This window comes from Streptomyces sp. NPDC050485, from assembly GCF_044458185.1.
Taxonomy (GTDB): Bacteria; Actinomycetota; Actinomycetes; order Streptomycetales; family Streptomycetaceae; genus Streptomyces.
On record NZ_JBITHR010000010.1, the window covers coordinates 222312 to 245299 of the forward strand.

The 22988-nt window shown below is 70.6% G+C and carries 20 protein-coding genes and 1 pseudogene; 8 read left to right on the plus strand and 13 right to left on the minus strand.

Annotation, left to right across the window (positions count from 1 at the left end):
- Positions 1 to 177 precede the first annotated feature (177 nt).
- Positions 178 to 1419, plus strand: coding sequence for a PP2C family protein-serine/threonine phosphatase (locus tag ACIBK6_RS22005; protein ID WP_399052984.1), 1242 nt, complete (start codon positions 178 to 180; stop codon positions 1417 to 1419).
- Between the two features lie 75 nt (positions 1420 to 1494).
- On the opposite strand, the gene ACIBK6_RS22010 is transcribed toward ACIBK6_RS22005, so the two are convergent.
- The 3 genes from ACIBK6_RS22010 to ACIBK6_RS22020 all read right to left on the minus strand — a co-directional run bounded on the left by ACIBK6_RS22010 (position 1495) and on the right by ACIBK6_RS22020 (position 3028).
- Positions 1495 to 1839: a DUF2516 family protein gene (locus ACIBK6_RS22010; protein WP_399052985.1), complete on the minus strand. Its 345-nt coding sequence runs from the start codon at positions 1837 to 1839 to the stop codon at positions 1495 to 1497.
- A gap of 158 nt (positions 1840 to 1997) precedes the next feature.
- Positions 1998 to 2582 (minus strand): hypothetical protein, encoded by a 585-nt coding sequence (locus ACIBK6_RS22015; RefSeq protein WP_399052986.1) that lies wholly within the window; start codon positions 2580 to 2582, stop codon positions 1998 to 2000.
- Positions 2583 to 2605: 23 nt separating this feature from the next.
- Complete coding sequence (locus tag ACIBK6_RS22020) at positions 2606 to 3028, minus strand: helix-turn-helix domain-containing protein (RefSeq protein ID WP_399052987.1); 423 nt, start codon at positions 3026 to 3028, stop codon at positions 2606 to 2608.
- Between the two features lie 281 nt (positions 3029 to 3309).
- Here ACIBK6_RS22020 and ACIBK6_RS22025 point away from each other — a divergent pair, with 281 nt between their 5' ends.
- From ACIBK6_RS22025 to ACIBK6_RS22035, 3 genes are all read left to right on the plus strand, one after another.
- The gene (locus tag ACIBK6_RS22025; protein ID WP_399052988.1) at positions 3310 to 4389 is read left to right on the plus strand and encodes a protein phosphatase 2C domain-containing protein; all 1080 of its coding nucleotides are present in this window, start codon (positions 3310 to 3312) and stop codon (positions 4387 to 4389) included.
- Positions 4390 to 4746: 357 nt separating this feature from the next.
- Positions 4747 to 5187 carry a peptidoglycan-binding protein gene (locus ACIBK6_RS22030; protein ID WP_399052989.1) on the plus strand — a complete coding sequence of 147 codons (441 nt, stop codon included), beginning with the start codon at positions 4747 to 4749 and terminating at the stop codon, positions 5185 to 5187.
- A gap of 235 nt (positions 5188 to 5422) precedes the next feature.
- Positions 5423 to 5818: a peptidoglycan-binding domain-containing protein gene (locus ACIBK6_RS22035; RefSeq protein WP_399052990.1), complete on the plus strand. Its 396-nt coding sequence runs from the start codon at positions 5423 to 5425 to the stop codon at positions 5816 to 5818.
- A 253-nt stretch (positions 5819 to 6071) separates the two neighbouring features.
- Here the strand turns inward: ACIBK6_RS22035 and ACIBK6_RS22040 are convergent.
- Positions 6072 to 6551: pseudogene (locus tag ACIBK6_RS22040) on the minus strand (ubiquinone biosynthesis protein UbiE); the annotation flags it as partial.
- 335 nt (positions 6552 to 6886) lie between these two features.
- Between ACIBK6_RS22040 and ACIBK6_RS22045 the strand changes: the two are divergent.
- Genes ACIBK6_RS22045 through ACIBK6_RS22055 form a run of 3 tightly spaced genes read left to right on the plus strand, consistent with a single transcriptional unit; the run spans position 6887 to position 9910 of the window.
- Complete coding sequence (locus tag ACIBK6_RS22045; protein WP_399052991.1) at positions 6887 to 7525, plus strand: hypothetical protein; 639 nt, start codon at positions 6887 to 6889, stop codon at positions 7523 to 7525.
- Positions 7518 to 8498, plus strand: coding sequence for an McrB family protein (locus ACIBK6_RS22050; RefSeq protein WP_399052992.1), 981 nt, complete (start codon positions 7518 to 7520; stop codon positions 8496 to 8498). Before ACIBK6_RS22045 ends, ACIBK6_RS22050 begins: the two co-directional genes overlap by 8 nt.
- The gene (locus ACIBK6_RS22055) at positions 8495 to 9910 is read left to right on the plus strand and encodes an McrC family protein (protein ID WP_399052993.1); all 1416 of its coding nucleotides are present in this window, start codon (positions 8495 to 8497) and stop codon (positions 9908 to 9910) included. Before ACIBK6_RS22050 ends, ACIBK6_RS22055 begins: the two co-directional genes overlap by 4 nt.
- Here the strand turns inward: ACIBK6_RS22055 and ACIBK6_RS22060 are convergent.
- The 7 genes from ACIBK6_RS22060 to ACIBK6_RS22090 all read right to left on the minus strand — a co-directional run bounded on the left by ACIBK6_RS22060 (position 9840) and on the right by ACIBK6_RS22090 (position 19433).
- Positions 9840 to 11003, minus strand: a complete 1164-nt coding sequence (locus ACIBK6_RS22060) for a DNA methyltransferase (protein ID WP_399052994.1) — start codon at positions 11001 to 11003, stop codon at positions 9840 to 9842. The genes ACIBK6_RS22055 and ACIBK6_RS22060 overlap by 71 nt on opposite strands.
- Before the next feature lie 605 nt (positions 11004 to 11608).
- Entirely contained in the window at positions 11609 to 14230 is a 2622-nt protein-coding gene (locus tag ACIBK6_RS22065) for an FtsX-like permease family protein (RefSeq protein WP_399052995.1), read from the minus strand.
- Positions 14230 to 15033 carry an ABC transporter ATP-binding protein gene (locus tag ACIBK6_RS22070; protein WP_399053055.1) on the minus strand — a complete coding sequence of 268 codons (804 nt, stop codon included), beginning with the start codon at positions 15031 to 15033 and terminating at the stop codon, positions 14230 to 14232. Before ACIBK6_RS22070 ends, ACIBK6_RS22065 begins: the two co-directional genes overlap by 1 nt.
- 152 nt (positions 15034 to 15185) lie before the next feature.
- Entirely contained in the window at positions 15186 to 15839 is a 654-nt protein-coding gene (locus ACIBK6_RS22075) for a class I SAM-dependent methyltransferase (RefSeq protein WP_399052996.1), read from the minus strand.
- Positions 15840 to 15960: 121 nt separating this feature from the next.
- On the minus strand, positions 15961 to 16587 hold the full coding sequence (locus tag ACIBK6_RS22080; protein WP_399052997.1) for a TetR/AcrR family transcriptional regulator: 627 nt from the start codon (positions 16585 to 16587) through the stop codon (positions 15961 to 15963).
- A gap of 66 nt (positions 16588 to 16653) precedes the next feature.
- Complete coding sequence (locus ACIBK6_RS22085; RefSeq protein ID WP_399052998.1) at positions 16654 to 18729, minus strand: HelD family protein; 2076 nt, start codon at positions 18727 to 18729, stop codon at positions 16654 to 16656.
- Between the two features lie 68 nt (positions 18730 to 18797).
- A complete protein-coding gene (locus tag ACIBK6_RS22090) occupies positions 18798 to 19433 on the minus strand; it encodes a TetR/AcrR family transcriptional regulator (RefSeq protein ID WP_399052999.1) in 636 nt (211 codons plus the stop codon).
- 104 nt (positions 19434 to 19537) lie between these two features.
- Between ACIBK6_RS22090 and ACIBK6_RS22095 the strand changes: the two genes are divergently transcribed.
- Positions 19538 to 20512: a zinc-binding dehydrogenase gene (locus tag ACIBK6_RS22095; protein WP_399053000.1), complete on the plus strand. Its 975-nt coding sequence runs from the start codon at positions 19538 to 19540 to the stop codon at positions 20510 to 20512.
- A 114-nt stretch (positions 20513 to 20626) separates the two neighbouring features.
- On the opposite strand, the gene ACIBK6_RS22100 is transcribed toward ACIBK6_RS22095, so the two are convergent.
- Both ACIBK6_RS22100 and ACIBK6_RS22105 read right to left on the minus strand, forming a co-directional pair.
- Positions 20627 to 21883 (minus strand): GNAT family N-acetyltransferase, encoded by a 1257-nt coding sequence (locus ACIBK6_RS22100; RefSeq protein WP_399053001.1) that lies wholly within the window; start codon positions 21881 to 21883, stop codon positions 20627 to 20629.
- A gap of 104 nt (positions 21884 to 21987) precedes the next feature.
- Entirely contained in the window at positions 21988 to 22953 is a 966-nt protein-coding gene (locus ACIBK6_RS22105; RefSeq protein ID WP_399053002.1) for an asparaginase, read from the minus strand.
- Between the last annotated feature and the right edge of the window lie 35 nt (positions 22954 to 22988).

Here is a 22988-nt window from a genome sequence, read left to right on the forward strand (position 1 = left end):
GAGCAACTTCCTGGGGGTCGGACAAATCGGGCATGAGGCATATGCCAACCGACTCATGCCCGATCGGCCGCCGTACGCCATTCCGCCGCGCCCGTGGATGACGCTAGGGTCCCGGCTGGTGGGGCGCCGACTGGCGCTCCCCCACCCTCGGGGGGAGGGAAGGAACCGGAACCGACGATGCCCGCATCCCAGCACGTACCCGTACCGCACCAGCGAGCGGCACCGGAGGCCCCGGTGTGCGGCTCCGGCGACGGCCCGCTCAACCTGCTGGTGATCGAGGACGACCCGGCGGGCACCATCACCGTGCACGAGCTCCTCGACGCCGCGGGCACCCGGGGCCGGATCCGTACCGCCCGCAACCTCACCGAGGCCGAGCGGCTGCTCACCGACGACGTCCACTGCATACTCCTTGACCTGGCGCTGCCCGGCCGCGACCCCGACGACGAGCTCGCCGCGCTGCGCCATCTGCTCCGCCTCGCCCCGCGCCACGCCGTACTGGCCCTCACTCCGTCCACCCACGCGGAGCGGGCGGCCGAAGCGGTCCGGGTCGGCGCGCAGGACTACCTCTTCCGCGACGAGCTGGACGGCAGGCTGCTCAGCCGCGCCATCCGGTACGCGGTGGAGCGCAAGCGCGCGGACACCGCCCAGTACAAGCTGGCCGAGTCGCGGCTGCGCGCCCAGGAGAACGCCCGCCTGGAGCGCGGGCTGCTCCCGACCCCGCTCCTCGAAGGCTCGGACCTGCGCTTCGCCGCCCGCTACCGCCCCGGCCGCTCCCGGGCGCTGCTCGGCGGCGACTTCTACGACACGGTGCGTACGCCCGACGGAACCGTCCACGCGATGATCGGCGACGTCTGCGGGCACGGCCCCGACGAGGCGGCCCTCGGGGTCGAACTCCGCATCGCCTGGCGGGCGTTGACGCTGGCGGGCCTGTGCGGCGACGAGCTGCTCTCCACCCTGCAAGAGGTCCTGGAGCACGAACGCGACAGCGAGGAGATCTTCGCGACGCTCTGCACCGTCGACATCTCCCCCGACAGCCGCAGCGCCGGGCTGTGCCTGGCCGGCCACCCGGCCCCGCTGATCGCCCGGGGCGACCACGCCCGTCTGCTCCCGTACGAGAACAGCGGCCCGGCCCTCGGCCTGCTGCCCCGCGCGCGCTGGCCGCGCCGACAGGTGCAACTCGGCCGCGAATGGGGCCTGTTGATGTACACCGACGGCCTGATCGAGGGCCGCACGGGCGAGGGCAACCAGCGGCTCGGGCAGGACGGCATGCTGGAAATGATCAACAGCCAGCTGGCGTCCGGGCTGCGCGGCGAGTCACTCCTTGAGGCGGCGGTGACCCGGGCTCGCGAACTCAACGGAGGCGAGCTGACGGACGACGTGGCGGTGGTACTCCTGGAGCGCAAGCGCCAGCAGGGCTGAGAGCCGGCCGGCGCCGGGCACCCCTGAGCGAGGGCCCGCCGACGCATGCCGGGGACTCTGCCGGAGGGGGCGGGCCTACCGGCCGCCGTTGTACGGCCCGTACGGACCGTCACTGCTGGAGCCGCCGCCACGACGGCCGCCCCGGCCCCCGCCGGACACCTGCCGCAGCGCGGGCCGCACGTCCACCATGAACACGATCGAGGCGACGAGCCCGGCGAGCTGCAGGATCAGCACCGGCACGAACAGGTTCACCACGACCGTGAGGCCGAGGATCACCAGCCAGAACGGCTTGGTCTTCTTGTCGGCCGCCCGGTACGCGTCCTCGCGGGCCAGCAGGGCGAAGAGCAGCGCCACCACGGCGATGACGAGCAGCCCGAGATAGAGCAGTGAGGTGAGAAGGCTGAATCCCGTGAGCAACATGACGTGCACCGCCTTACGAGTGGAGAGCGCCTCGCGGCCAAGGTACTAGTACCTGGTACAACGGGGCGGACACCCAAATGGTGCCCGCCCGCGAACCGGCGGCACATGACCACCGGAACGACTGGTGGGACGACAGCGGATACGCCTGCTGGGGACGACTACTCGGCGGGCTTGGCAGCGGGCTTCTTCGCCGGGGCCTTGCGCGCGGTGGCCTTCTTGGCGGCGGGCTTGTCCGCGGCGCTGTCGGCGCCGTCGGCGTCGGCCTGCGTGTCGGCCCGGGCGGGCTCGTCCTTGGGCCCGACGGCCTCGCCGATCTCGGCGATCTCCTCGGCGGCCTCGCCGCGCCACTGCTTGACGACCTCCTGGCCGCGCTCGGCGACGGTGTCGTATCCCTCGCGCGCCTTGACGGCGTACTCGGCGAGGACGCCGACACCGCGCAGGGCCAGGTCCTGGGCGTTCTCACCGAGCTTCTTGAAGTCGCCGTCGAGGGCGCCGAGGAACTCGTTGGCCCGGGTGGTGACGGCGGTCTGGACCTCCTTGACCCGTGCGGCGGCCTTCTCCTGCACGGCCTTGGGGTCGGTGCGCCGCACGGCCTCGATGCGCTCGGGGGCCTCGGACTGGATCTTGTCGATCAGCGCCGGAACCTTCTTGGCCTGCTGCCCGGCGATGTCCGCCGTGCCCGCGAGGAAGTAAAGGGGGGTGGGGTCGGTGAGGGTCTTGCGCAGGTCATCGGTGATGGCCATGAGTGTTCCTCCCGGATCAGTGCTCAGTTGCTCGCTTGAGGGTGGTCGGCATCACTGCCGTCGGCACCGCTGCCGTCGGCAGTGCGGGGTGTGTCGGTGTCGAGCCCGTTCTCCTTGCGGAAGGACTCGTAGATCTGGAGCAGTACCTGCTTCTGACGCTCGCTGAGCGAGGGGTCGGCGAGGATGACGCTCCGCGTCCCCGCCGCCTCGGGCGACCGTTCGTCGAGAATCCCGGCCTGCACGTACAGCGTCTCGGCGGAGATCCGCAGCGCCTTCGCGAGCTGCTGCAGAATGTCCGCGCTCGGCTTGCGCAGCCCGCGCTCGATCTGACTCAGATACGGATTGGACACCCCGGCGGCATCGGCGAGCTGCCGCAGCGACAGCTGCGCATTGCGCCGCTGCTCGCGGAGGTACTCGCCGAGATTGCCGACGTTGAGCGATGCCATGCCCCGATGGTGCACCCATCGTGCTAACTATTGCAAGCGCATGCTTGCAATAGTGTTCGCTGCCACAGCACAGGGCCTCCGGACCTCGGCGGAGGACGTCGAGCTCGGAGTACGTCGGCGCGGCCGGGGTCCGTGAGCGGGGGCCTTGGGGGTGTCCGGTTCGAGACGGTGCGGCCCGAGCGCCGGTTTCCTCTCCTGAACCCTGGTTGACCTTCACCTTGGGGGAGGCCACAGCATCGGTGGGGCCGGGTGACGTGCCCGGCATGAGGAGGAGAGCGGGCATGGGGTTGCTGACCATCGGGGCGTTCGCGAAGGCGTCCCGGCTGTCGCCGAAGGCGCTGCGTCTCTACGACGAGCTCGGTCTGCTGGCCCCCGCTCGCGTCGACCCGGTGACCGGCTACCGCTTCTACGCCCCGGAACAGCTGGATCAAGCCCGGCTGGTCGCCTGGCTCCGGCGCCTGGGGATGCCTCTGGCCCGCATCCAGCACGTCTGCACGCTGGAGGCAGGCCCGGCAGCCGGGGAGGTCCGCGCGTTCTGGGCCCAGGTCGAGGCCGACACCGCCGCGCGGCGGGACCTCGCTTCCTTCCTCATCGGCCATCTGTCCTGGAAGGCCCCCGCCATGTCTCCGACCGCCAAACCCCTGAGCATCCGTTACGCCGCCCTTTCCGACCCGGGCCTGGTCCGTGAGAGCAACCAGGACACCGCCTATGCCGGGTCCCGCCTGCTCGCCGTCGCCGACGGCTTCGGCAGCCAAGGAGCCCCCGCAAGCGCCGCCGCCGTCGACGCGCTCAAGCGCCTCGAAACCGACAGCGTCCCGGCAGGCGATCTCCTCAACCTCCTCGAAGACGCCGTCGAACAGGCCAAACAGGCCGTCAACGGCGCCGCCGGACCCGCCTCATCGCCCGAAGATGCGGGCACCACACTCACCGCGATGCTCTGGACCGGCTCACAGCTGGCCCTCGTCCACATCGGCGACTCCCGCGTCTACCTGCTGCGCGACGGAGAGCTGTTCCAGATCACCCACGATCACACCATGGTGCAGTCGATGGTGGACGAAGGACGCATCAGCCCGGCGGAGGCCGCCTCCCACCCCCAACGGTCCCTGCTGATCCGGGCGTTGGGCCAAGGAGCCGATGCCACCCCCGACATGCGCCTGCGCGACGCCCGGCTCGAAGACCGCTACCTGCTCTGCTCCGACGGCCTGTCGACCGTCGTGCCGACCGAGGAGATCCACCGGGTGCTCTCCGAGGTCGGTGAGCCCGAGCCGGCTGTCCGCGAACTCATCGCCCTCGCCAACGGCTCCGGCGGCCCCGACAACGTCAGCTGCGTGGTCGCCGACGTGACGGAGCTCCAGCGGTAGGGGCGGGTGGCATGCACTTCGAGTTGCACCGGATCCAGTCTTGAGAACTCGCCTGCGAAGCCGACCCGGGCGACAGCATCGCCCAGGGCCGGGATCGCGGCGACACGTCTCATACCCGGCTCCGAGCGCCGTCCCAAGGAGCAGGGCACAGCCTTGAGACGGAAGGGGACGTCCCAGGCCGGGTAGGGGACGTCCCTCCGTTGCGTCGGCGGCGGCCCGACCGGCAGAGTCGTCCGCGCCGCCCGCCTCTGCAACTCCCGACTCGACGAGTCGGGACGTGGATCGGGTGCGCCGTCGCGACGTCACACGTCGTGACCTTCGCAGCTCTCAGCACGTCTCAGGGGCAGGGAACCACTCATGACTCTCAGCAGCAAGCTCACCAAGGGCGCCGTCGCGCTGGCCTTCGCGGGCGCAGCCACCTTCGGTGTCGCCTCGTCGGCGCAGGCCGCGGAGGGCGTCAGCCACTACATCGGCGACGGCTATACGAACAATACGCACGGTGTCTGGTGCCTCCAGGAGAGCCTCAACTACTTCCAGGCGAACCACAACCAGGGCGACTTCTACGGCGTTCACATCCCGAACGTGGCGCAGGACGGGGTCTGGGGTCCGCAGACGAAGCAGGCGGTCGTCGCGTTCCAGCAGATCGAGCACTCGCGCGACTCAAGCGTCTCAGTGGACGGGATCGTCGGCCCGGGGACAGGTGACCTCGTCATCGCGCACGGCGACCCGTACTACACCGGCGGCGGCGCGAACGACACCGCCTACTGCTTCGCCTTCCTCCCGACGTCCTACAACTGACCGTCGCGGCCAGGCGGATCGATGAGCGAGGGCACGGGCGTCAGCAGGGCGGCGCGGGAATCCCGCTTCGCCAAGTGAAGCGCTGGCGGACCCGGCCCGGTCTCCCGATTCGCTTCCGGGCAGCCGTTGCTTCCATCCGGCGCGGCCGGACGGCCCTGGCCCACCGATCAACAGTCCGGGGGGATCCCCCCGGACCACCCACGCGCACGCGACGAACACGAACAGGACCCCAGGGATGAACCTCAAGAAGATCACCGGCGCTGCCGTCGGCGCGGCCATGCTCGCAAGCCTCGGCACCGTGGCCACCGCCACGAGCGCCTCGGCGATGACCAACTGCTCCGGCTCCTACTACTTCAACTCGGACCTCGCCCCGCACAGCTACTGGGTCCCCGACCACGACCTCTCCCTCGCCCCCAACTACCAGGACGGCTGCGTCGTCATCCTGCAGCAGGAGCTGAACCAGGCGTACGGGGCCGGACTCTCGACGGACGGCTACTTCGGCCAGCAGACCCTGAACTGGGTCAACCGGTTCCAGGGCGACTTCCACTGCGCCGGTGGCGTCGACGGCGTCGTCGGGCACAACACCTTCAGCTGCCTGGACTGGGTCACCGGCAACCGCCAGGGCGTCTGACCGCCTCCGGCACCTCTGCGGCCGCGGATCAGACCTTCTCCTCAACACCCCACCTCGGAAAGCCCCTGCCGCCAGCAGGGGTTTCCGCATGTCCTGGGACAGGCCGGTGTCCGCGTCGGCGCCTGCCGTCACGCTTTCCTAGAGGGTGCACCGACGCCCACCGGATGGCGCCCTGACACCTCCTGGGTTTCCGCCGGGCACGGGCGGCCCCGGCGGCCCCAACAAGCCTACGCGGCAAACCGATTGGTGTCTCTCAGAGCGTGCAGATCACGGTGAAGAGGCTGAAGGAGGCCAGGAAGGGCCCTTCGGCGAGGGAGGCGAACCAGCGGTGGCCGTGGGTCTCTTCGATGTGACCGGCGTCGATGGCCCGTTGGGCGTTGCGTCCGAGCCCCAGGATGTGGTCCGCGGACTGGAAGTCACGGAAGACCGGGGTGGTGGCCAGCACGGTCTGGACGGTGAACCCGGCCTGCTCGGCGTGGCGGGCCAGACGGCGGCTGATGGTGGCATTGCGGACCGCGACGGAGGCGGTGTAGCGGGTGAAGGCGCGGCTGGTGCCGAGGTCGTCCGCGTCGACGATCAGGGTATCCCAGTCGGGTTCGGCGAGCCCGACCAGGGCGCCCGGGCGGGTGGCCCGGTGCAGTTGGCCGAGTACGGCGGCGGGGTCGGCGACGTGCATCAGGACCCGGTCGACCCGGGCCCGGTCCACGCTGCCCGGCTCGACGGGGAGCTCGTGCGCGTCGCCTGCACTTCGAGCTGCACCAGATCCGCTGTCAGGAACCGTCTACGAAGCCGACATACCGCCTCGCCCAACAGGTCGTGAGAACCATGTCCGCTCCCAGGGCCACCGCAACCCGCACCCCACATCTGGCTCGAAGTGAGCGCCGCAGGTCAGGGGCATCGACCTACCCACACAGATCCCGGGCAGGATGGCCTCGTCATGCTGTCCGTCGTGTTGGGGCGCCAGCTTCCGTTGGTTTGCTACCTCATGTCTCGACCTGAGACCCTCGTCTTCTCTTCCCAGGACGAGCGACACATCAAGGGGGCCAGCTGCTTCGATAGGCTGACGGCGTGACCTCAACGGGAGAAGAGCCGAGCCTCCGCGTTCTGACGCTGAGGGTAGTACGGGCAGGCATCGACACGCTGCAGGGACAGCGCATCCACGAGCAGTTCCCGGCATATCTGCATCTACGGCAGCGAGCTCTGGCCTCAGGATCGTTGACAGACATTGAGCCTGCGTGGAATGAAGTCGGGGAACTACTGAACATGCCAGGGGGCCCACCGAACAAGCCAAACTACCGGCCGTTCGCGTCCAGGAACTTGAAGGATCCCAGCGGCTATTGGTTCAACCGGAACCTGGCAGGGAGTTACGCGCCCAGTTCGGTGCGGTCGACCTCGCAGTTCATGCTCAACCCCGCAGGCGATGGATTCGCCCTGCCATCCGACCATGCGTCGCAGGCGCTTACAACCTTCCTCAAAGGCACGAAGGTTCCCGCCTGGGCTCTGGCTGCATACTACCTGCGCAACTACGGGTTCTCGTTCGAAGGCGACGGCGGCTATGCCGACCTGATCGTGGCCTTCAAGCAGGAGTTCCTCTTTGGCCAAAGTTCGGACTTTGACATCTTGTTCGAGGATGAAGACCCGCTCCTCACGAGTGACTGGTACGAGTCGTTCGTCCCGGCTGAGCGACAGGAGGCTGTCGATGCCTGATCCGATCACTGTGATCCCGAGAGTACGGATATTGAACGCTGACGACCTTGGGATTGGCTACGCTGCGCGCGCTCAGTCCTCGCACGGATCGAGCGCGCCCGACGCTCCGGTCCTCCACCTCGACGATCCGCGGCTTGCGACGATTGGGAACTTGCTGAACCGCTTCGGCGGGGTAATTCTGTCCGGGCCTCCAGGTACGAGTAAGTCGTGGCTAGCAGGGCAGATCGCCGACCGGATGACCAACGGCGACGACAGTCGCCGCGCCGACATCCAGTTCCATGCGTCGTACCAGTTCGAAGACTTCATGGAGGGCTACCGCCCGAAGGAGGACGGCACGGGATTCGCGCCCTACGATGGTGTGTTCCTCCGCATGGTCAAACAAGCTCACAAGCATCCTGACGAAACGTTCGTGATCGTCATCGATGAGTTGAGCCGCGCGGACGTCGGTCGAGTCTTCGGTGAGGCGTTGACCTACATCGAGCGGTCCAAGCGCGGCCAGACCTTCCAGCTTCCCTCTGGACAGAAGTGTTCGATCCCCATAAACCTATTCCTGATCGCTACCATGAACCCGCTGGATCGGGGAGTGGACGATGTGGACGCCGCGTTCGAGCGCCGGTTCGCCAAGGTCGACATGCCGCCGAGCCGGGACCTACTGGAAGAGATCCTTGAACGCAATGGTCTCGCCCCCAACATACGCAGGCGGCTGCTCGCCTGGTTCAGTCGAATCAATTCCCACGTCGGCCAGACGCCCGCAGCTGCTGTGGGCCATGCCTACTTCGCAGATGTGGTGGATGCGGCCACCCTCCAAGAGGTATGGGACTATCAATTGCAATACCACGTAGGCCGGGCGTTCAGATATGATTCCGACACCCGCACCGATATCACTAACCGCTGGTTTTCGATCTTCGAGACACGGCCCGAGAACCAGGAACTGGCCTCCTCCAATGATGAGCCGAATCCTGGGACGACATGACAGACGCCCCGCTGCAGCGACTTACAGCGCCCGATCGCCGCATCATCCCCTGCCGGGAGTACGGCCCAATCCAAGTGAACTCGCGCGATGTCCTTGGCCCCGACGGACGCCTGGCAATAGCTCCGGGCGTCTTGGGCCGATACGTCCGAGCCGACTTCAAAGACAGCGAACTGCGTCTCGCTGCGAAGGGCGTCACTGGGCTCATCCCGCTCACCGACCGGATCACCATCCAAGTCCAGCCAAGGTTTCCTCTACAAAACCTCACGCACATGGTGTCCGTGTGCGGATACTCACCCACGGCACTTTCCGCGCTGCGGGAATACAAGGCGACCGATCGATGGAGCGAGTGGCTGCTCGACGTCATGGCGGACGGACTACTCGCCGCCATGAATACCATCAGCCTCAACGGCCTATTCCGGACCTACCACTCGCGCACCGAAACATCGTCACACCCGCACGGCCGGATCAATACAACCGCTACGATACTCCGCTATGCGGCACAGGGCATCAATCACCGTGCCCAATACTCGTGGTTCGAGCGCACCATCGACAACCCGTTGAATAGGTGTCTGAAGAGCGCCATCGCCTTCCTCTGCGCGCATTACGTACACGCACCACGCAACCGCGCCATTCGAGAACGAATCGCCCGGCTCAGTGAGGCGATGAGAGTACTCCACGATGTAACCCTCGAAAGTCGACCGCTCAGCCTGAACGATCCGCAGGTGAGAGGCGCCCGTCCACTCCCTGAGTCCCGGTCCTACTATCGACCAGCGCTCGAATTGGCCCTGGCCATCCTCACTGGGCAGGGCATCAGCCTGGACGCCCACGGGGGCGACGTGAGCCTGCCATCCCTGTTGGTCAAGACCGAGGACCTATTCGAGCAATTTGTCCGGCTCAGCCTTCAGCGGGCACTCAGCGGCCACTCAAAGCTTGCCGTCCTCGACGGGAACCAGGCCCCAGGACGCCTCTCGCTCTACGAGACCGTCCCCGAGACCACGAGAGCAAAGTTGCCGGAGTACGAGGTGCCGACCCTTCGGGGCTCAGCGCCGAAAGCCGAGCCCGACGTGGTATTCCGAATGGAAGATGAGACCCACCCACTCGTTGCAGATGTGAAGTATACGAACGTGCGCGACTACGCCGATCGGTCCGAGGTCGAGCAGATCGTGCTCTATGGCCTGCGCTACCGCAGTCCTGTCGTCATGACCATCCACCCCAAACGCGCCGACAGCAAGAAGGGCCTGCACGTAGTCGGCCGAATTGGATCTGTGATGGTGGCTCAGTACAGGATCGACTTGGGTACCGACGACCTAGAGGCCGAGATGGCCGAGATGGCAGGCAGAATCAGCGAACTGATCGCTGCACAATCTTCTTCAGGCTCTCCGGCTGGCGAGGCACTTCCGTCTCCTGCATGAGCGGTACCAGGTCAACCCCGATCGCGTCGCGACCGAGCTCAACAGCAGCCTTCAGCGTGGTCCCGGTACCCATAAACGGATCGAGAACGACGCCTCTGGCCGGGGTTCCGTGCCCGCAGTCTGCCCACCCAGTCGTAACCTTCTTGGCGAACGTAAACTCGCGGAAGTAGCCCCCTAGGGCTTCCTTCGCTTCAGCGGCAAGCCGCTGCACCTCAGCTGTGTTCCGCCCCGTGCCAGTCTGGAACTTCGTTGCCTTACCCACGTCAGACACGCCCGTAGCCTGAATCGCACGGATGTGGTCGTCAGTGAGGCCAGCTGCATCGGCGAGTTCCATTGCCCGCTTTGCCTGGGGTCGTTCGGGGTCGAGCTGCCGGGTACGTTCAATCAACCGAGTGCGCGGCTTGTTACAGGTGCTGCACACTTGAGGTGGACAGCCGAGCCTGATCGCCCGCCGCACCAGCTCCTGCGGGTACGGGGCGAGGTGAGCTCCCATGTTCCGCTCGGGGTTGATGTTCCACACATCGCCGGGATTCGCACCGCTTCCGAGAGCTTCGGAGTACCCGAACAGGTCGTAGTAGTACGTCGCCTTCAAGGTTAGGTGGATGATGTACTCATGGCGGTTGGCCAGGCGGTTGCGCGCCGGCTCCGGCATGCCGCCATCCTTGGTCCAGATGATCCGGTTGCGGATCAGCCATCCGTGATCGACAGCCTCGGCCTCGATTCGGCCGGGGATGCCGACGAGCGACCGCTTGTGGTACGTATCACCGACGTTGAGGAAAATCGAACCGGACGGGCGCAGTACCCGCTTCCACTCGTGAAGGCAGTCCATGATCGCAGCCACGTACGCCTGTGGCGTGCTCTCCTGGCCGATTTGGTCGGAGTGACCGTAGTCGCGCTTCTGCCAGTACGGCGGCGAAGTCACAATCAGGTCAACAGAGTTGGCTTCCAGCCCCGTAGTGCGAGCGTCTCCGGTGACAACCTCCGACTTCGGAGGTTGCAGATGCTCTTGCCAGTCCTCCAGAGAGCCGGCGCCGACTACTGAAAAGTTCCTCGAACGGACAGGCTTCGCGCCGCCATCAGGAGCCAGGAACACTCGCATCTCCTTCAACCGGACCGTGGCGGCCCTCTACCTGGTACTTGAGCGGGGCAGAAGCACGTAGGCGCGGCAAACGACCGTGTTACTCACATCCCCAGCAGCAGGGACAATAGACGACGGCACTGACAATCCTCCCGCTGGGGACCCAGCGCTCGCCGCTTGGGACAGCTGGAAAGCCGCCATAGTACGTCGTCAAGCCGCTTTGACAAGCGCATCGGCGTCGACGTTGGCGGAGTGACTCGCGCGAAGTGGATGGTGAGGCGCATCCCTTATCGACAAACATCGCAGCGAGCAGAGTACCAGCAGCCATGGGGGCAAAGTCGACGAAGGTGAGTTGGCTACCGTTTTGCCACCCCAGAGCAAATCGCCACTGTCAGACACCCGTGTGGGGCGTCAGCGGGAGCCTCGCCAATCGCACTCACCCGCGAGGAAAGAAGGCCGCCCGAGCGGATCGTCGGCGCTCTTCGAACTTGACGGGCTTCCATCTGCAGCTGGCACGCACGCGACAGGAAGGACGCCTTTGGGGTGACAGTTACGGTGGCACTCTTGGCCCCTGGTCTGCCTTCCCAGCAGGCCCCGGCTGCGGAGACAAGTCAGTGGCGCTACTCCCGCCCCGCCCCCGCCTCGATCGGTCGCGTACGCAGCAGCGCTCGGGTTGGCAGGCCCGTGGCTGTCAGGGTGAGGAGGATGGCGGCGGCGGCCAGCGGCAGGGCGGTGGTGGCGGGGATGTACGGGGTGGATCCCGTCAGGCCGCGGGCGATCGGGACCAGGGTGGTCCAGGCGATCGCGGCGCCGAGCAGGAGACCGGTGGCCGCCACCAGGAGCGCTTCCCAGCGCATCATGCCCCTGATCTGGCGCCGGGTGGTGCCCGAGAGGCGGAGCAGGGCGACTTCGCGGCGGCGGTCGAGGACCGTCATCACGAGGGTGTTCGCGGCGGCGACGGCGGCGAATCCGCCCAGTACGGCCGCCATGACCAGGTTGGCCCAGGAGCTGAGCTCCTGATCCCGGTCGGCCTGGGTGCCGTACCCGGCCGCGTCGGTGACGGTGGGCCGCACGGACAGCGCGGCCAGCTGCCGGGTCACGGCCGCGCGGTCGGCGCCGGGGGCGTCCGCGACGAGCACCTGGCTGTCCAGGCCGGCCGTCACATGCCGGGCGAGGGCGGCGCGGGGCATCAGGACCTGGCCCACGCCCAGCCCGCGCCGGTAGGTGGCGACCACCGTCGGCTGGACCCTGGTGCCGTCGCCCAGCCACAGCGGGACGCGGTCGCCCGTCTTCACACCGAGCGTGTCGGCGAGCGAGGCGTCCAGGGCGACCGTGTCCTTCGCGGCGACCAGCGCGCTCAACTGCCCGCTGTTCACGCCGAGTTCGAGCATTCTGGGGAGTTGGGCCGGGTCGCCCGAGACGCCCAGGACCGTCGCCGAGGCCAGCGTGTCGTGGGACCGGTACACGGCCCCCGTGCGCAGCACCCCGGTCGCGGCGGCCACTCCCGGTATCCGGGCCGCCTGTTCGGCGGTGGCCGCGGGCAGTCCGGGACCCTTCGAGCCGAGTACGTGATCGGCTACGACGGCGCTCCTGACGTTCTCCGCGGAGGCGTGATGGATGCTGCTCTGGATGAAGACCAGCGTTCCGCAGAAGGCGGTGACCATGACGATCGGGGTGATCGCTGAGGCCAGGCGGCGCGCCTGGGCGCGGGTGTTGTCGGCGGCCAGCGATCCGGCGGCGCCGACGGCGCCCGCCCGCAGCGGCAGAGCGAGGACGCTCGTGCACAGCCGGGCAAGGAGCGGGCTGAGCAGGGCGACCCCGATCAGGAAGCACATGACCACGCCGAGCGCGGTGTTGGCGGCGTCGCTGCCGCTGAGCCGGGAGGCGAGAACGGCCATCGAACCGCCGCCCGCGAGCGCGACCACGCCCATGACGATCCGGACCGCCCCGGGCCGGGCCCGCTCCACGGCGGCCTCCCCGAGCGCCTGGCTGGGCCGCAGTTTGGCGGGCCGGCGCGCGGCGACGTACCCCGCGGTCAGCGCGGCCAGCACGCTGATGACCACCGCGGCCAGCATCGGCAGCACGCCGACGTCCAGGGACAACTGCTGCGGCACGGCCCCGCGATCGGCGAGTTCACCGAACCACCAGCGCGCCAGGGCCAGGCCCGGCAGGATGCCGAGGACCGCCGCGGCGGGGGCCACGAGCATCGCCTCGGTTGCGATGGTGCGGCGGATCTGGCGCGGGGTCGCGCCGATTCCGCGCAGCAGGGCGAATTCGCGGGCCCGCTGGCCGGTGGCCAGCGCGATGGTGCCCATCACGACGAAGACGGCGGTCATCGCGGCGATGCCGCCGAACGAGCCGCCGAGCGCGCTCAGCAGGCTTCTGCCCTGGGCCAGCGCGGGCTCCTCGACGGCTCCGCGCCCGGCACCGGTCGCGACCTGGGCGCGGCCGCCCACCGCCTGGCGTACCTGCTCCGCCAGCGTGGCGGTGCTGACGCCGTCACGCGCCACGACGGCGATGGCGTCAACCGTTCCCGGGTGCCCGGAGAGCCGGTCGGCCACCGCGTCCGCGAACCACGCGCTCGGGCCGTCGGTCCGCGCGGACGCCACCCCGGAGACCACGTACGTCCCGCTCCCGCCCGGGGCGGTCAGCGCCACGCGGTCGCCCGGCGCGAGGCGGGCAGCGCGGGCGGTGGCCTGGTCGAGCACGACCTCCCCGGCCCCGGGCGCACGCCCCTCGGCGAGCGCGGCGGAGCCGGTGATCGCGGCGGCCGCGAAGTTCCGCCCGGTCACGGCGGGCAGCGAACCCGACGGCTGCGAACCAGATGCCTGTGAACTCGGCGTGCGAGTACCCCCCGTCTGTGAACTCGACGTCTGCGCACCGGACTTCTGCGCGCCCGACAGATTCTGTACGGGGAAGGACAGGTCCGGCAGGGCCGCGGCAACTCCGGGGCGGGCGGCTATGCGAGCCGCCAACTCGCTCTCGACACGGCGGCGTTCGGGCAGCGGGTTCTCCCGCGACTCCTTGCCGTCGCCCCGCTGGTAGCTGATCCGTACGTAGGGATCACCGGAGACCACCACCGGGGAGTGCGCGTAACGCACCGGCTCCACCTGCGCGGTGAGACCGGTCTGCAGGAGGGTGCCGCTGGCCGTGATGATGCCCGCCCCGAAGAGCAGGGCGACGAAGCTGCCCATGAACGAGGCGGGCCGGAAGCGCACGGAGGCCCGCGCGAGGCCGTTCATCACGCCGCCGCCCCGGCGAACCCGGCGGCCGCGGTGGTCAGCGCCGCCATCCGCTCGGCCACCGACCGCGGATCGGGACGCCACAGGCTCCCCGCGAGCGCCCCGTCGGCCAGGAAGAGCACGTGGTCCGCGTGGGAGGCGGCGACCGGATCGTGGGTGACCATGACGACCGTCGCGCCCATAGTGTCGACCGCGCGGCGCAGCAGCCCGAGGACCTCCTGGGCGGACCGGGTGTCCAGGGCGCCGGTCGGCTCGTCCGCGAAGACCACCTCCGGCCCGGTGATCAGCGCCCGGGCGATCGCCACCCGCTGCTGCTGACCGCCCGACAGCTGCCCCGGCCGCCGGCTCGCGTGCTCCGGCAGACCGACCTCCGCCAGGAGCTGCCGCGCCCGCCGTACGTCCTGCCGCTCACCCGCGAGCCGCTGCGGCAGCAGCACGTTCTGCAGCACGGTCAGGGAGGGCAGCAGGTTGAAGGACTGGAAGACGAAGCCGATGCGCGCGCGCCGCAGCTTCGTCAGCCGGTCCTCGCTGAACCGGGTGATCTCCTCGCCGCCGAGCAGCACTTGGCCCGAGCTCGGCCGGTCGAGCCCGGCCGCGCACTGCAAGAACGTGCTCTTGCCCGACCCCGACGGGCCCATCACCGCCGTGAAACTGCCCCGGGCCAGCGCCAGGTCCACCCCGCGCAGCGCCTGGACGGCCGTAGCGCCCCGCCCGTAGCTGCGCGCTACGGCGCGCAGCTCGATCGCGGGGGGCTGCCCACCCCGGTCCCGCTCGGTGTCCATGCGGTCGCGGCGCCCGGCCATGAGGTCCCCTTCTTCGCTGGTCAACTACCTTGTCGACACTAGAAGGGAGGCCTCATGGGCAACCATGACGTCAGCCGGGCTCTTGGGGGTGGGGGTACCCCCCGGCGCCTCGGGTGGGGGTACCCCCGTCACCCCGCACCGAGAGCCCGCGCCTAGGCCTTGCGCGCCAGCAGAAACCCCTGCGGCACCTTCTCCGCCCCCTCGGGTTCGCGGCGCAGGCATGTGGTCACCGCGAAGCCCGCCTCGGTCAGCAGGGCCGCGATGCGGTCCAGGGAGAGGCGGTTGAAGTCCAATGCGACCGGAAGGTCGAAGGGGTTCGCCAAGTGCAGTGGTTCCTCGCCCACTTGGAAGGCGAGGAGCAGCCGGCCGCCCGGGGCCAGCACCCGGTGGAACTCCCCGATGAGCAGCGGCAGCCGATCGCTGGGGGTGTGGATGATCGAGTACCAGGCGACCACGCCCGCCAGCGCGCCGTCCGCCAGGTCGAGCGCCGTCATCGAGCCGACCTCGTACCGCACCTCCGGATGCTCGGCGCGCGCCAGCGCGACCATCCGCGCCGACAGGTCGAGCCCGGACACCGAGAGCCCGAGCCCGTGCAGATGAGCCGTCACCCGGCCCGGGCCGCACCCCAGATCGGCGACCTGCCCGCCACCGTCCTCGCGTACGAGTTCGGCGAAGACGCCCAGGACGGCCCGGTCCAGCGGCCTGTCCTCAAGAACGGTGCGGAACAGCTCGGCGTACTCGGTGGCGATGGTGTCGTAGAAGGTGCGGGTGGTGTGCAGGTGGGGGGCGTCGTCCGTCGTCGTCATGGGGTCGAGGGTAGGGGGCCGGGGGGAGGGTGTCCGGCGGATCGGGGACGGGAGCCGCGACCTCGCCGGGCACCCCCGTCCGCACCTTCAGCCGCCGTACGCACCCCACCGCCGCCACCCCTCAGGCACCCCCGTACGCACCCTCCCGCGCCGCCACCCACGCCGCCCTCGCCGCGCGGTCGGCAGCGGGCTCGTCCAGGGGGTCGCCGCTCACCAGGAAGCGGTAGTAGAGGGGGGCGGAGACGGCGCGGACGACTTCGGCCGGGTCCGTGCCGGGCGGGACTTCGCCGCGTTCGGCGGCCCGGACGACGCAGGGCGCCCACTCCTCGATGCGGGTCGCGTAGAAGCGGCGCAGGGCCTGGGCGGCGCGGTCGTCGCAGGTGGCCGCGGCGATCACGGCCTTGAACAGGGCGCCCTGCCGGGGATCGGTCAGCGTCTTGACCACGAGCCGGGCGTTCGCCGTCAGGTCCCCGTCGAGCGAACCGGTGTCCGTGCGGGGCACGGACTGCTCGGCCATGTCGGCGAGCAGGTCGGCGACCAGGCCGGCGGTGGTGGACCAGCGCCGGTAGACGGTGGTCTTGCCGACCTCGGCGCGGCGTGCGACATCGGCCAGGTCGAGCCGGTCGAAGCCGTGCTCCACCAGCGCGTCCCCGGCCGCCCGCAACACGGCCGCCCGCACCCGGGCGGTCCGCCCGCCCGGCCGCACCGTCCCCGGCTCGACACTCTCGGCTTCGTTGGCGGCGCTCATGGCGGGACCCCGTTCCTTCGCTCGGCCCATCTGACCCGGGCCCACTCTAACGAAATCCCAGAACCGTTAACCCTGCGGCACCAGCGCCTCGGGAAGCGGCCCGCTGTGGACGATCTCCAGGCCGGACACCGCCCGTGTCAGCACCACGTACAGCCGGTGCAGGCCGCGGTCCTCGGCCGCCGCGATCGCGGCCGGTTCGACGGCCACCACGTGGTCGTATTCGAGTCCCTTGGCGAGCGTCGCGGGCAGCACGGCCAGCCGGGCGCCCGCGGCCGGGTCTTCGGAGGCGGCCGGGTCGAGGCCGGCCGCCGCGAGGTCCGCGCGCAGCGCGGGCACGTCCCGGTCGGCCGCGATCACGCCCACCGAGCCCTCCCGGCCGAGCGCCGCCCGCACCGCGTCGACCACCGCCCCGGCGAGCTCCCCGGGCGTCGCGGCCCGCCGGTACGCCAACTCGCCGCCCCCGCGCAGGGATTGACCCTCCGGTACGTCGACGTCGAGCGCGCCAAGCAGCCGGTTGGCCACCGCCACGAGCGCGGCCGGCACCCGGAACCCCGTGGTCAGCGGCACCACGGCCGCGTCCGGCTTGCCCAGATGGGCCAGTTGCGCGGGCCAGCCGCGGGCCGCCCAGGGGGTGGTGCCCTGGGCCAGGTCACCCAGCACCGTCAGCGAACCGAAGGCGGCGCGCCGGGCGATCGCCCGGCACTGCATCGGGGACAGGTCCTGCGCCTCGTCCACGACGATGTGCCCGTATCCCTCGGGGTGCTCGATCAGGCCCGACACCTCGTCAAGGAGCACCAGATCGGCGGCCGACCACTTCGCGGACTTCCACGAGCGCGGGGGCTTCGTCCAGAGCAGCGCCTTGCGCTCGTCGGGGCCGAGGATGCCGTCGGCCGCCGCGGCCAGCGCTTCCGGGTCGGTGAACAGTTCGGCGAGCACCTCTTCCGGCGCCACCCTGGGCCATACCGCGTCGACGTACTCCTTGACCGGACGGGCCCGGGTGATCTTCTGGAGCCAGGCGCTGTTCACGGCCCCGGCCCGCCCTTCCGCCTGGAGCTGGATCACCCGGACCGCCCGGCTGCGCACCCGCTCCCGCCCGACGGCGTACGGCGGCGCCTCGGTCCGTACCGCCGCGACGATCCCGGCGAGCTCGCTCTCGGAGAGCCGCCAGGTGTACGAACCCTCGCGGATGGCAAGGGAGTTGAGGGGCCGGGCGACGCGTCCGTACAGCGCGCGGCGCAGCACCTCCGCCATCCGCACGTCGTGCTTGACCGCGGCCGCGGCCGCCTCGTCCACCGCCCGCACCTCGCGGCCGCGCGTCCCGCGCACGATCTCCTCGTCCACGGTCGACTGGCGGATGTCCAACTCGCCGAGCGCCGGGAGGACTTCGGAGATGTAGGAGAGGAAGGTGCGGTTGGGGCCGAGCACCAGGAGGCCGCGGCGCTGGATGCGCTGCGGACAGGCGTAGAGGAGGTACGCCGCGCGGTGCAGCCCGACGGCGGTCTTGCCGGTGCCGGGGGCGCCCTGCACGCAGATGGACCGGCCGAGTCCGGAACGTACGAGGTCGTCCTGCTCGGGCTGGATGGTCGCCGCGATGTCCCGCATGGGGCCGACCCGGGGGCGCTCGATCTCGCCCGCCAGGATCGCGCCGGTCCCCGTCGCCTCCCCGGCCGTGAGGTACTCGTCCTCCAGGCCGGTCAGGTCCTCGGCGGCGCCGAGGCTCCCCGGCGCCCAGCCGAACCGGCGGCGGACCGCGACGCCCTGCGGGGCGCGGGTGCTCGCCTGGTAGAAGCGGCGCGAGACGGGGGCCCGCCAGTCGATGACGAGGGGCGGGGCGGAGGGGTGTTCGGCGATGCGGCGGCGGCCGATGTGGTAGCTCTGGCCGCCGTGGCCGTCGTCGGCCGACGTGTCGAAGTCGAGCCGCCCGAAGAACAGCGGACCCTCCGGCAGCTGCCTCAACTCCTTGGCCCAGCTGCGGAGTTGATAGCCGAGCACCTCGGCGTCGGCGCCGGACGCGAAGGCGTTCTCGCCGTGCCCGACCCGGACTCCGGCACCCTCGGTCATGGCGGCCAGGGCCGCCCGGCAGGCGTCGTGGTGGGTCCGTTCCTGGCCGAGTTCCCGGTCGAGGGGGTCGAGAGGCGTCATGCCGCCAGGATAACGGATAACGTAACTCGGTTACATTTTTTACTTGGTAACGAAAAGTGGGCGAGGGGTTAGCGGTCCCCTGCTCCGAACTCCGCCCCCAGACCCGCCCCCAGCTGCTCGAACGCCCGGTCCGCCGCCTGGGCCGCCTCCGTGTACAGCGCCTCCACACTCTCCCCGGCCGCGATCCGGCGCCAGTTGTCCTCGGCGAGGATCCTCCGTACGGCGATGATCTGGCCGGCTGCGAGCCGTGCGGCGAGCCCTTCGCCGAGCTCGGCGGCCAGCGCCTCCTCCGACCTCTCCTGGTACGCGTACAGCCGGGCCACCAGGCTCGGCGTCCCGTACAGCAGGCGGTAGTAGGCGTGCACATGGGGGTTGTCGCAGAGCCCGGTCACCGGATCGCGGCGATCGAGGCCCTGCCGGAAGTGGGCGTGCAGGGCGGCCAGCGGGGCGACCCCCTCGGCCCGGCCCGCCGCGACGACCCGGGCCGCCTCGTCCGCGTGGTCGGCGAACCGGTGCAGGACCAGGTCCTCCTTGGTGGGGAAGTAGCGGAACAGGGTCGGCTTGGAGATTCCGGCGGCCGCCGCGACCTCCGCCACGGACACCTTGTCGAAGCCGCGCTCCAGGAACAGCGCGATCGCCGCCTCCGACACCGCCTGGTACGTCCGCTGCTTCTTCCGCTCCCGCAAGCCCGCCTCACTAGCCATGGGGCGAGCCTACGTGCCCCGCAGTTGACCTCAAGCCTGGTTGAGGTTGAAGACTCGCCGTACAGGCCGCGCACCGGCGCGGGCAACGGGTGGGAGTGGTCGTCATGCGGGTGGCACAGGTCAAGGAGTTCGGCGGTCCGGACGTGCTGGTTCCGGTGGAACTCGCCGATCCGGTGGCAGGGGCCGGTGAGGTGGTGGTGGGCGTCGACCACATCGACACGCTCTTCGTGCAGACCCAGATCCGCGCGGGCGCCTTCGGCGAGTACTTCGACGTCAAGCCGCCCTATGTGCCCGGCGGCGGTGTCTCCGGCACGGTCGTCGCCACCGGGCCCGGGGTGGACGGGGACGTCTTGGCGGGGCGCCGGGTCGTCGCCCCGGTCGACCCCGGCAGCTATGCCTCGCTCGCCGTCGTCCCGGTCGCCCACCTCTCGCCGGTCCCCGGCGGTGTGGGGCTGCGCGAGGCGGCGGCCCTCGTCCACGACGGGGTGACCGCCCTCGCGCTTCTCGACAACACCGCGCTCAAGCCGGGCGAGACCGTCCTGATCACGGGCGCGTCCGGCGGCATGGGCACCCTGCTCGTCCAGCTCGCCCACGCCCTGGGCGCCCGGGTGGTGGGCGTGGCACGCGGGCCCGAAAAGACCGCGCTGGTACGGGAGTTGGGCGCCGACCACGTCATCGACGCGGCGGACCCGGACTGGCCGCGACACGCCCGCGCAGAGCTCGGCGAGGCGGGCGCCGAGCTCGTCCTGGACGGCGTCGGCGGCCAAATCGGCCTGGCCGCCTTCCCGTTGACCGCCGACGGCGGGCGCTTCTCCGCGCACGGCGCCCCCACCGGAACCGGCTTCGCCCCGGTCGACCCGGACGAGGCCCGGCGGCGCGGCATCACCCTGCTCGGCATCGGCGACGTACAGCTGACACCGGAGCGCCGCACCGCGCTCCTCGACCGGGTGCTGGCCGAGGCGGCGGCCGGGCGGCTGCGGCCGGTGATCGGCGAGGCGTTCCCGCTGGAGCGCGCGGCCGAGGCGCATGCCGCGATCGAGGGGCGGGGGCTGGTGGGGAAGGTGCTGCTCAGCACGTGAGACCACGTGAGACCCAGGCTCTGAGGCGGCGGCCGGCCCGACCCGGGGCCCGGTCTCCCACGGGGGTGGGGGCCGGGCCCGAGTGACGTGCGACCTGCCGCACAGGCCTCCGGGTCAGAACATGTCCGGGCACCACGGGCGGCGCGGCGTGCGGAACAGGTCGTCGGTCCGCGCCGCCGCCCCCGGCCGCTCCTCGGTGACCCGGCCCAGCGCCAGCAGCCGGGCCGCCGATTCGTCGCCCAGATACAGCGTCGCCAACTCCCCTGCGTCCAGGGTCAGTTCGGCCGAGCGGGTGGTGGGGGTGCATCGGGCGCCGGCTGGGGTGGCCTCCAGGAGGAAACGGCCCGCGGCCAGACCGGCCGCGTCGCGGACCTCCAGGACGAGGGCGCCCTCGGTGGCGTACGTGCGCGATTCCAGGGCCCGTACGACATCGAGCAGCCGCAGCCACAGGTAGTCGGCCCGGGTCACGACGCGGGCCGCGCGCGGGTCCGGCAGGTAGAGGGGCAGGAGGTCGTCGGGGGCGCGGTAGCCGGTGCGCACCTTGCGGATCCAGTCGATGGAGCACAGGTAGTGCCACAGGGCGCGCTCGGCCGCCGGGGTCAGCCCGATCAGCTGCTTCACCGTCGCCGTGTTCTCCGGCAGCTTGGCGTCGCTCCACGTCTCGTCGGCCGTGTAGACGGCGAGCCCGGCCGGTTCGCCGTCCGCCGTGCGGTACACCGCGTAGAAGGGCAGGGTCCAGCCTTCGCGGTGGGCCGCGCCGGTGGCCAGGTCCCACCAGCGCTGGTCGCGGCTGACCACGCCGGGCCGCGTCGTGCGGAACCGCTGGAAGATCTCCGCGCCGAGCTTGCCCGCCTCGGCCGCGTCCACCAGGTCGATACGGCCGCCGTCGGCGGGGCCCGACCAGCGGGGGTCGAGGCCGGTCCGGCCCGCGTCGATCTCCCACGCGCTGAACCAGGTGGCCGGGCCGTACCCGTACCGGCCGTAGATCGGGTACTCGGCGGCGATCAGCGTGGCCGCCGCCTCACCGCGCTCCTTGGCCGCCGACAGCTCGGCCGCCATCATCCGGGTCAGCAGTCCGCGCCTGCGGTGGGTGGCCGAGACGGTGACGCCGGTGACGGCGGACACCGGCAGCGCGGCGCCGCCGGGCACGGTCAGCTCCTGCGCGAAGGACCGGAACGTCGCCACGCACCGGCCGCCGTCGAAAGCGCCCCGCACCCGGCTCAGATCGGTGTGGGCCCGGCGGCCCGCCGCGTCCTCGTCGCTCACCACCGGCGGCCGCAGAAACCCGGCGGTGACGGCCTTCAGCCAGTCGGTGTACTCGCCGTCGGTGATGGTACGGACGTCAATGTGCTGCTCGGCCGGGGCGCTCATATCGCCCACGCTAAGCGGCCCCCGCGCGGAATGTCGCCCCAATTTCCCCGACGCCCCGGCTCAGAACACCGCCCGGTTTCCCCCGGAGCCCCCGCTTGGGACGTCTAGAACATCGCCCGGATTTCGCCGACCACGGCGGCCCCGCCGAGCAGCGGTGCCCGGCCGATCCGGTCGACCACCGGGCTGTCCACGCCCAGGAGTTGGAGCGCGCGGGCCAGGATCGGGCCGAGCGAGCGGATCGCGCCGTCGTCGACCTTGAAGGCGAGCGCGCGGCCGTCGGGCAGGGCCACCGCCTGCACCGCCTCCGCGCCCATCTTCGACAGCGCCCCCGGCACCTCGCGCATCAGCCAGGTGTCGGGCCGCCGCGTACCGGCCACGTACTCGGGGTGAGCCCGCATCGCGGCGGCGACCCGGCCCTCGGGCGAGCCCGCCTCGGCCGTCGCGAAGGTACGGAAGGCGCGGGCGAGCCCGGTCAGGCTGATCGCCATCAGGGGCGCCCCGCAGCCGTCCGTGCCGACCACGGAGACCGGCTCGCCGGCCGCCGACTCGACGCAGTCGTGGACCAGCCGCTGGAGCGGGTGCGCCGGGTCGAGGTATCCGGCCAGGTCCCAGCCGTTGAGCTTGCAGGCCGCGAGCATCGCCGCGTGCTTGCCCGAGCAGTTCATGGTGAGGCGCTCGCGGATGTGGCCCGCCGCCAGGTACGCCTCGGCCTCGGCCGCGTCCAGCGGCAGGTCGGGCGGGGTCTGGAGGTCGTCCGGGGTCAGGCCGTGCTCGGCCAGCATCGTACGTACGAGATCGAGGTGGAAGCCCTCGCCCGAGTGGCTCGCGGCGGCGATGGCCAGGCGCTCGCCGGACAGGTCGAGGCCCGCCCGCAGCACGGCGGCGGCCTGCATCGGCTTGTTGGAGGAGCGGGGGAAAACGAGCGCGGCCGGGTCGCCGAGCGCGAGCTCGACACTGCCGTCGGCCGCAAGCACCACCAGCGAGCCCCGGTGACGGCCCTCGACGAACCCGGAACGTACGACTTCGGCGAGGACCGGGGGTATCGGGGACGTCGAGGACACGGCGGTCATGGGGTGCGGCCTTCCGGGCAGGTGACCTGCGCCGG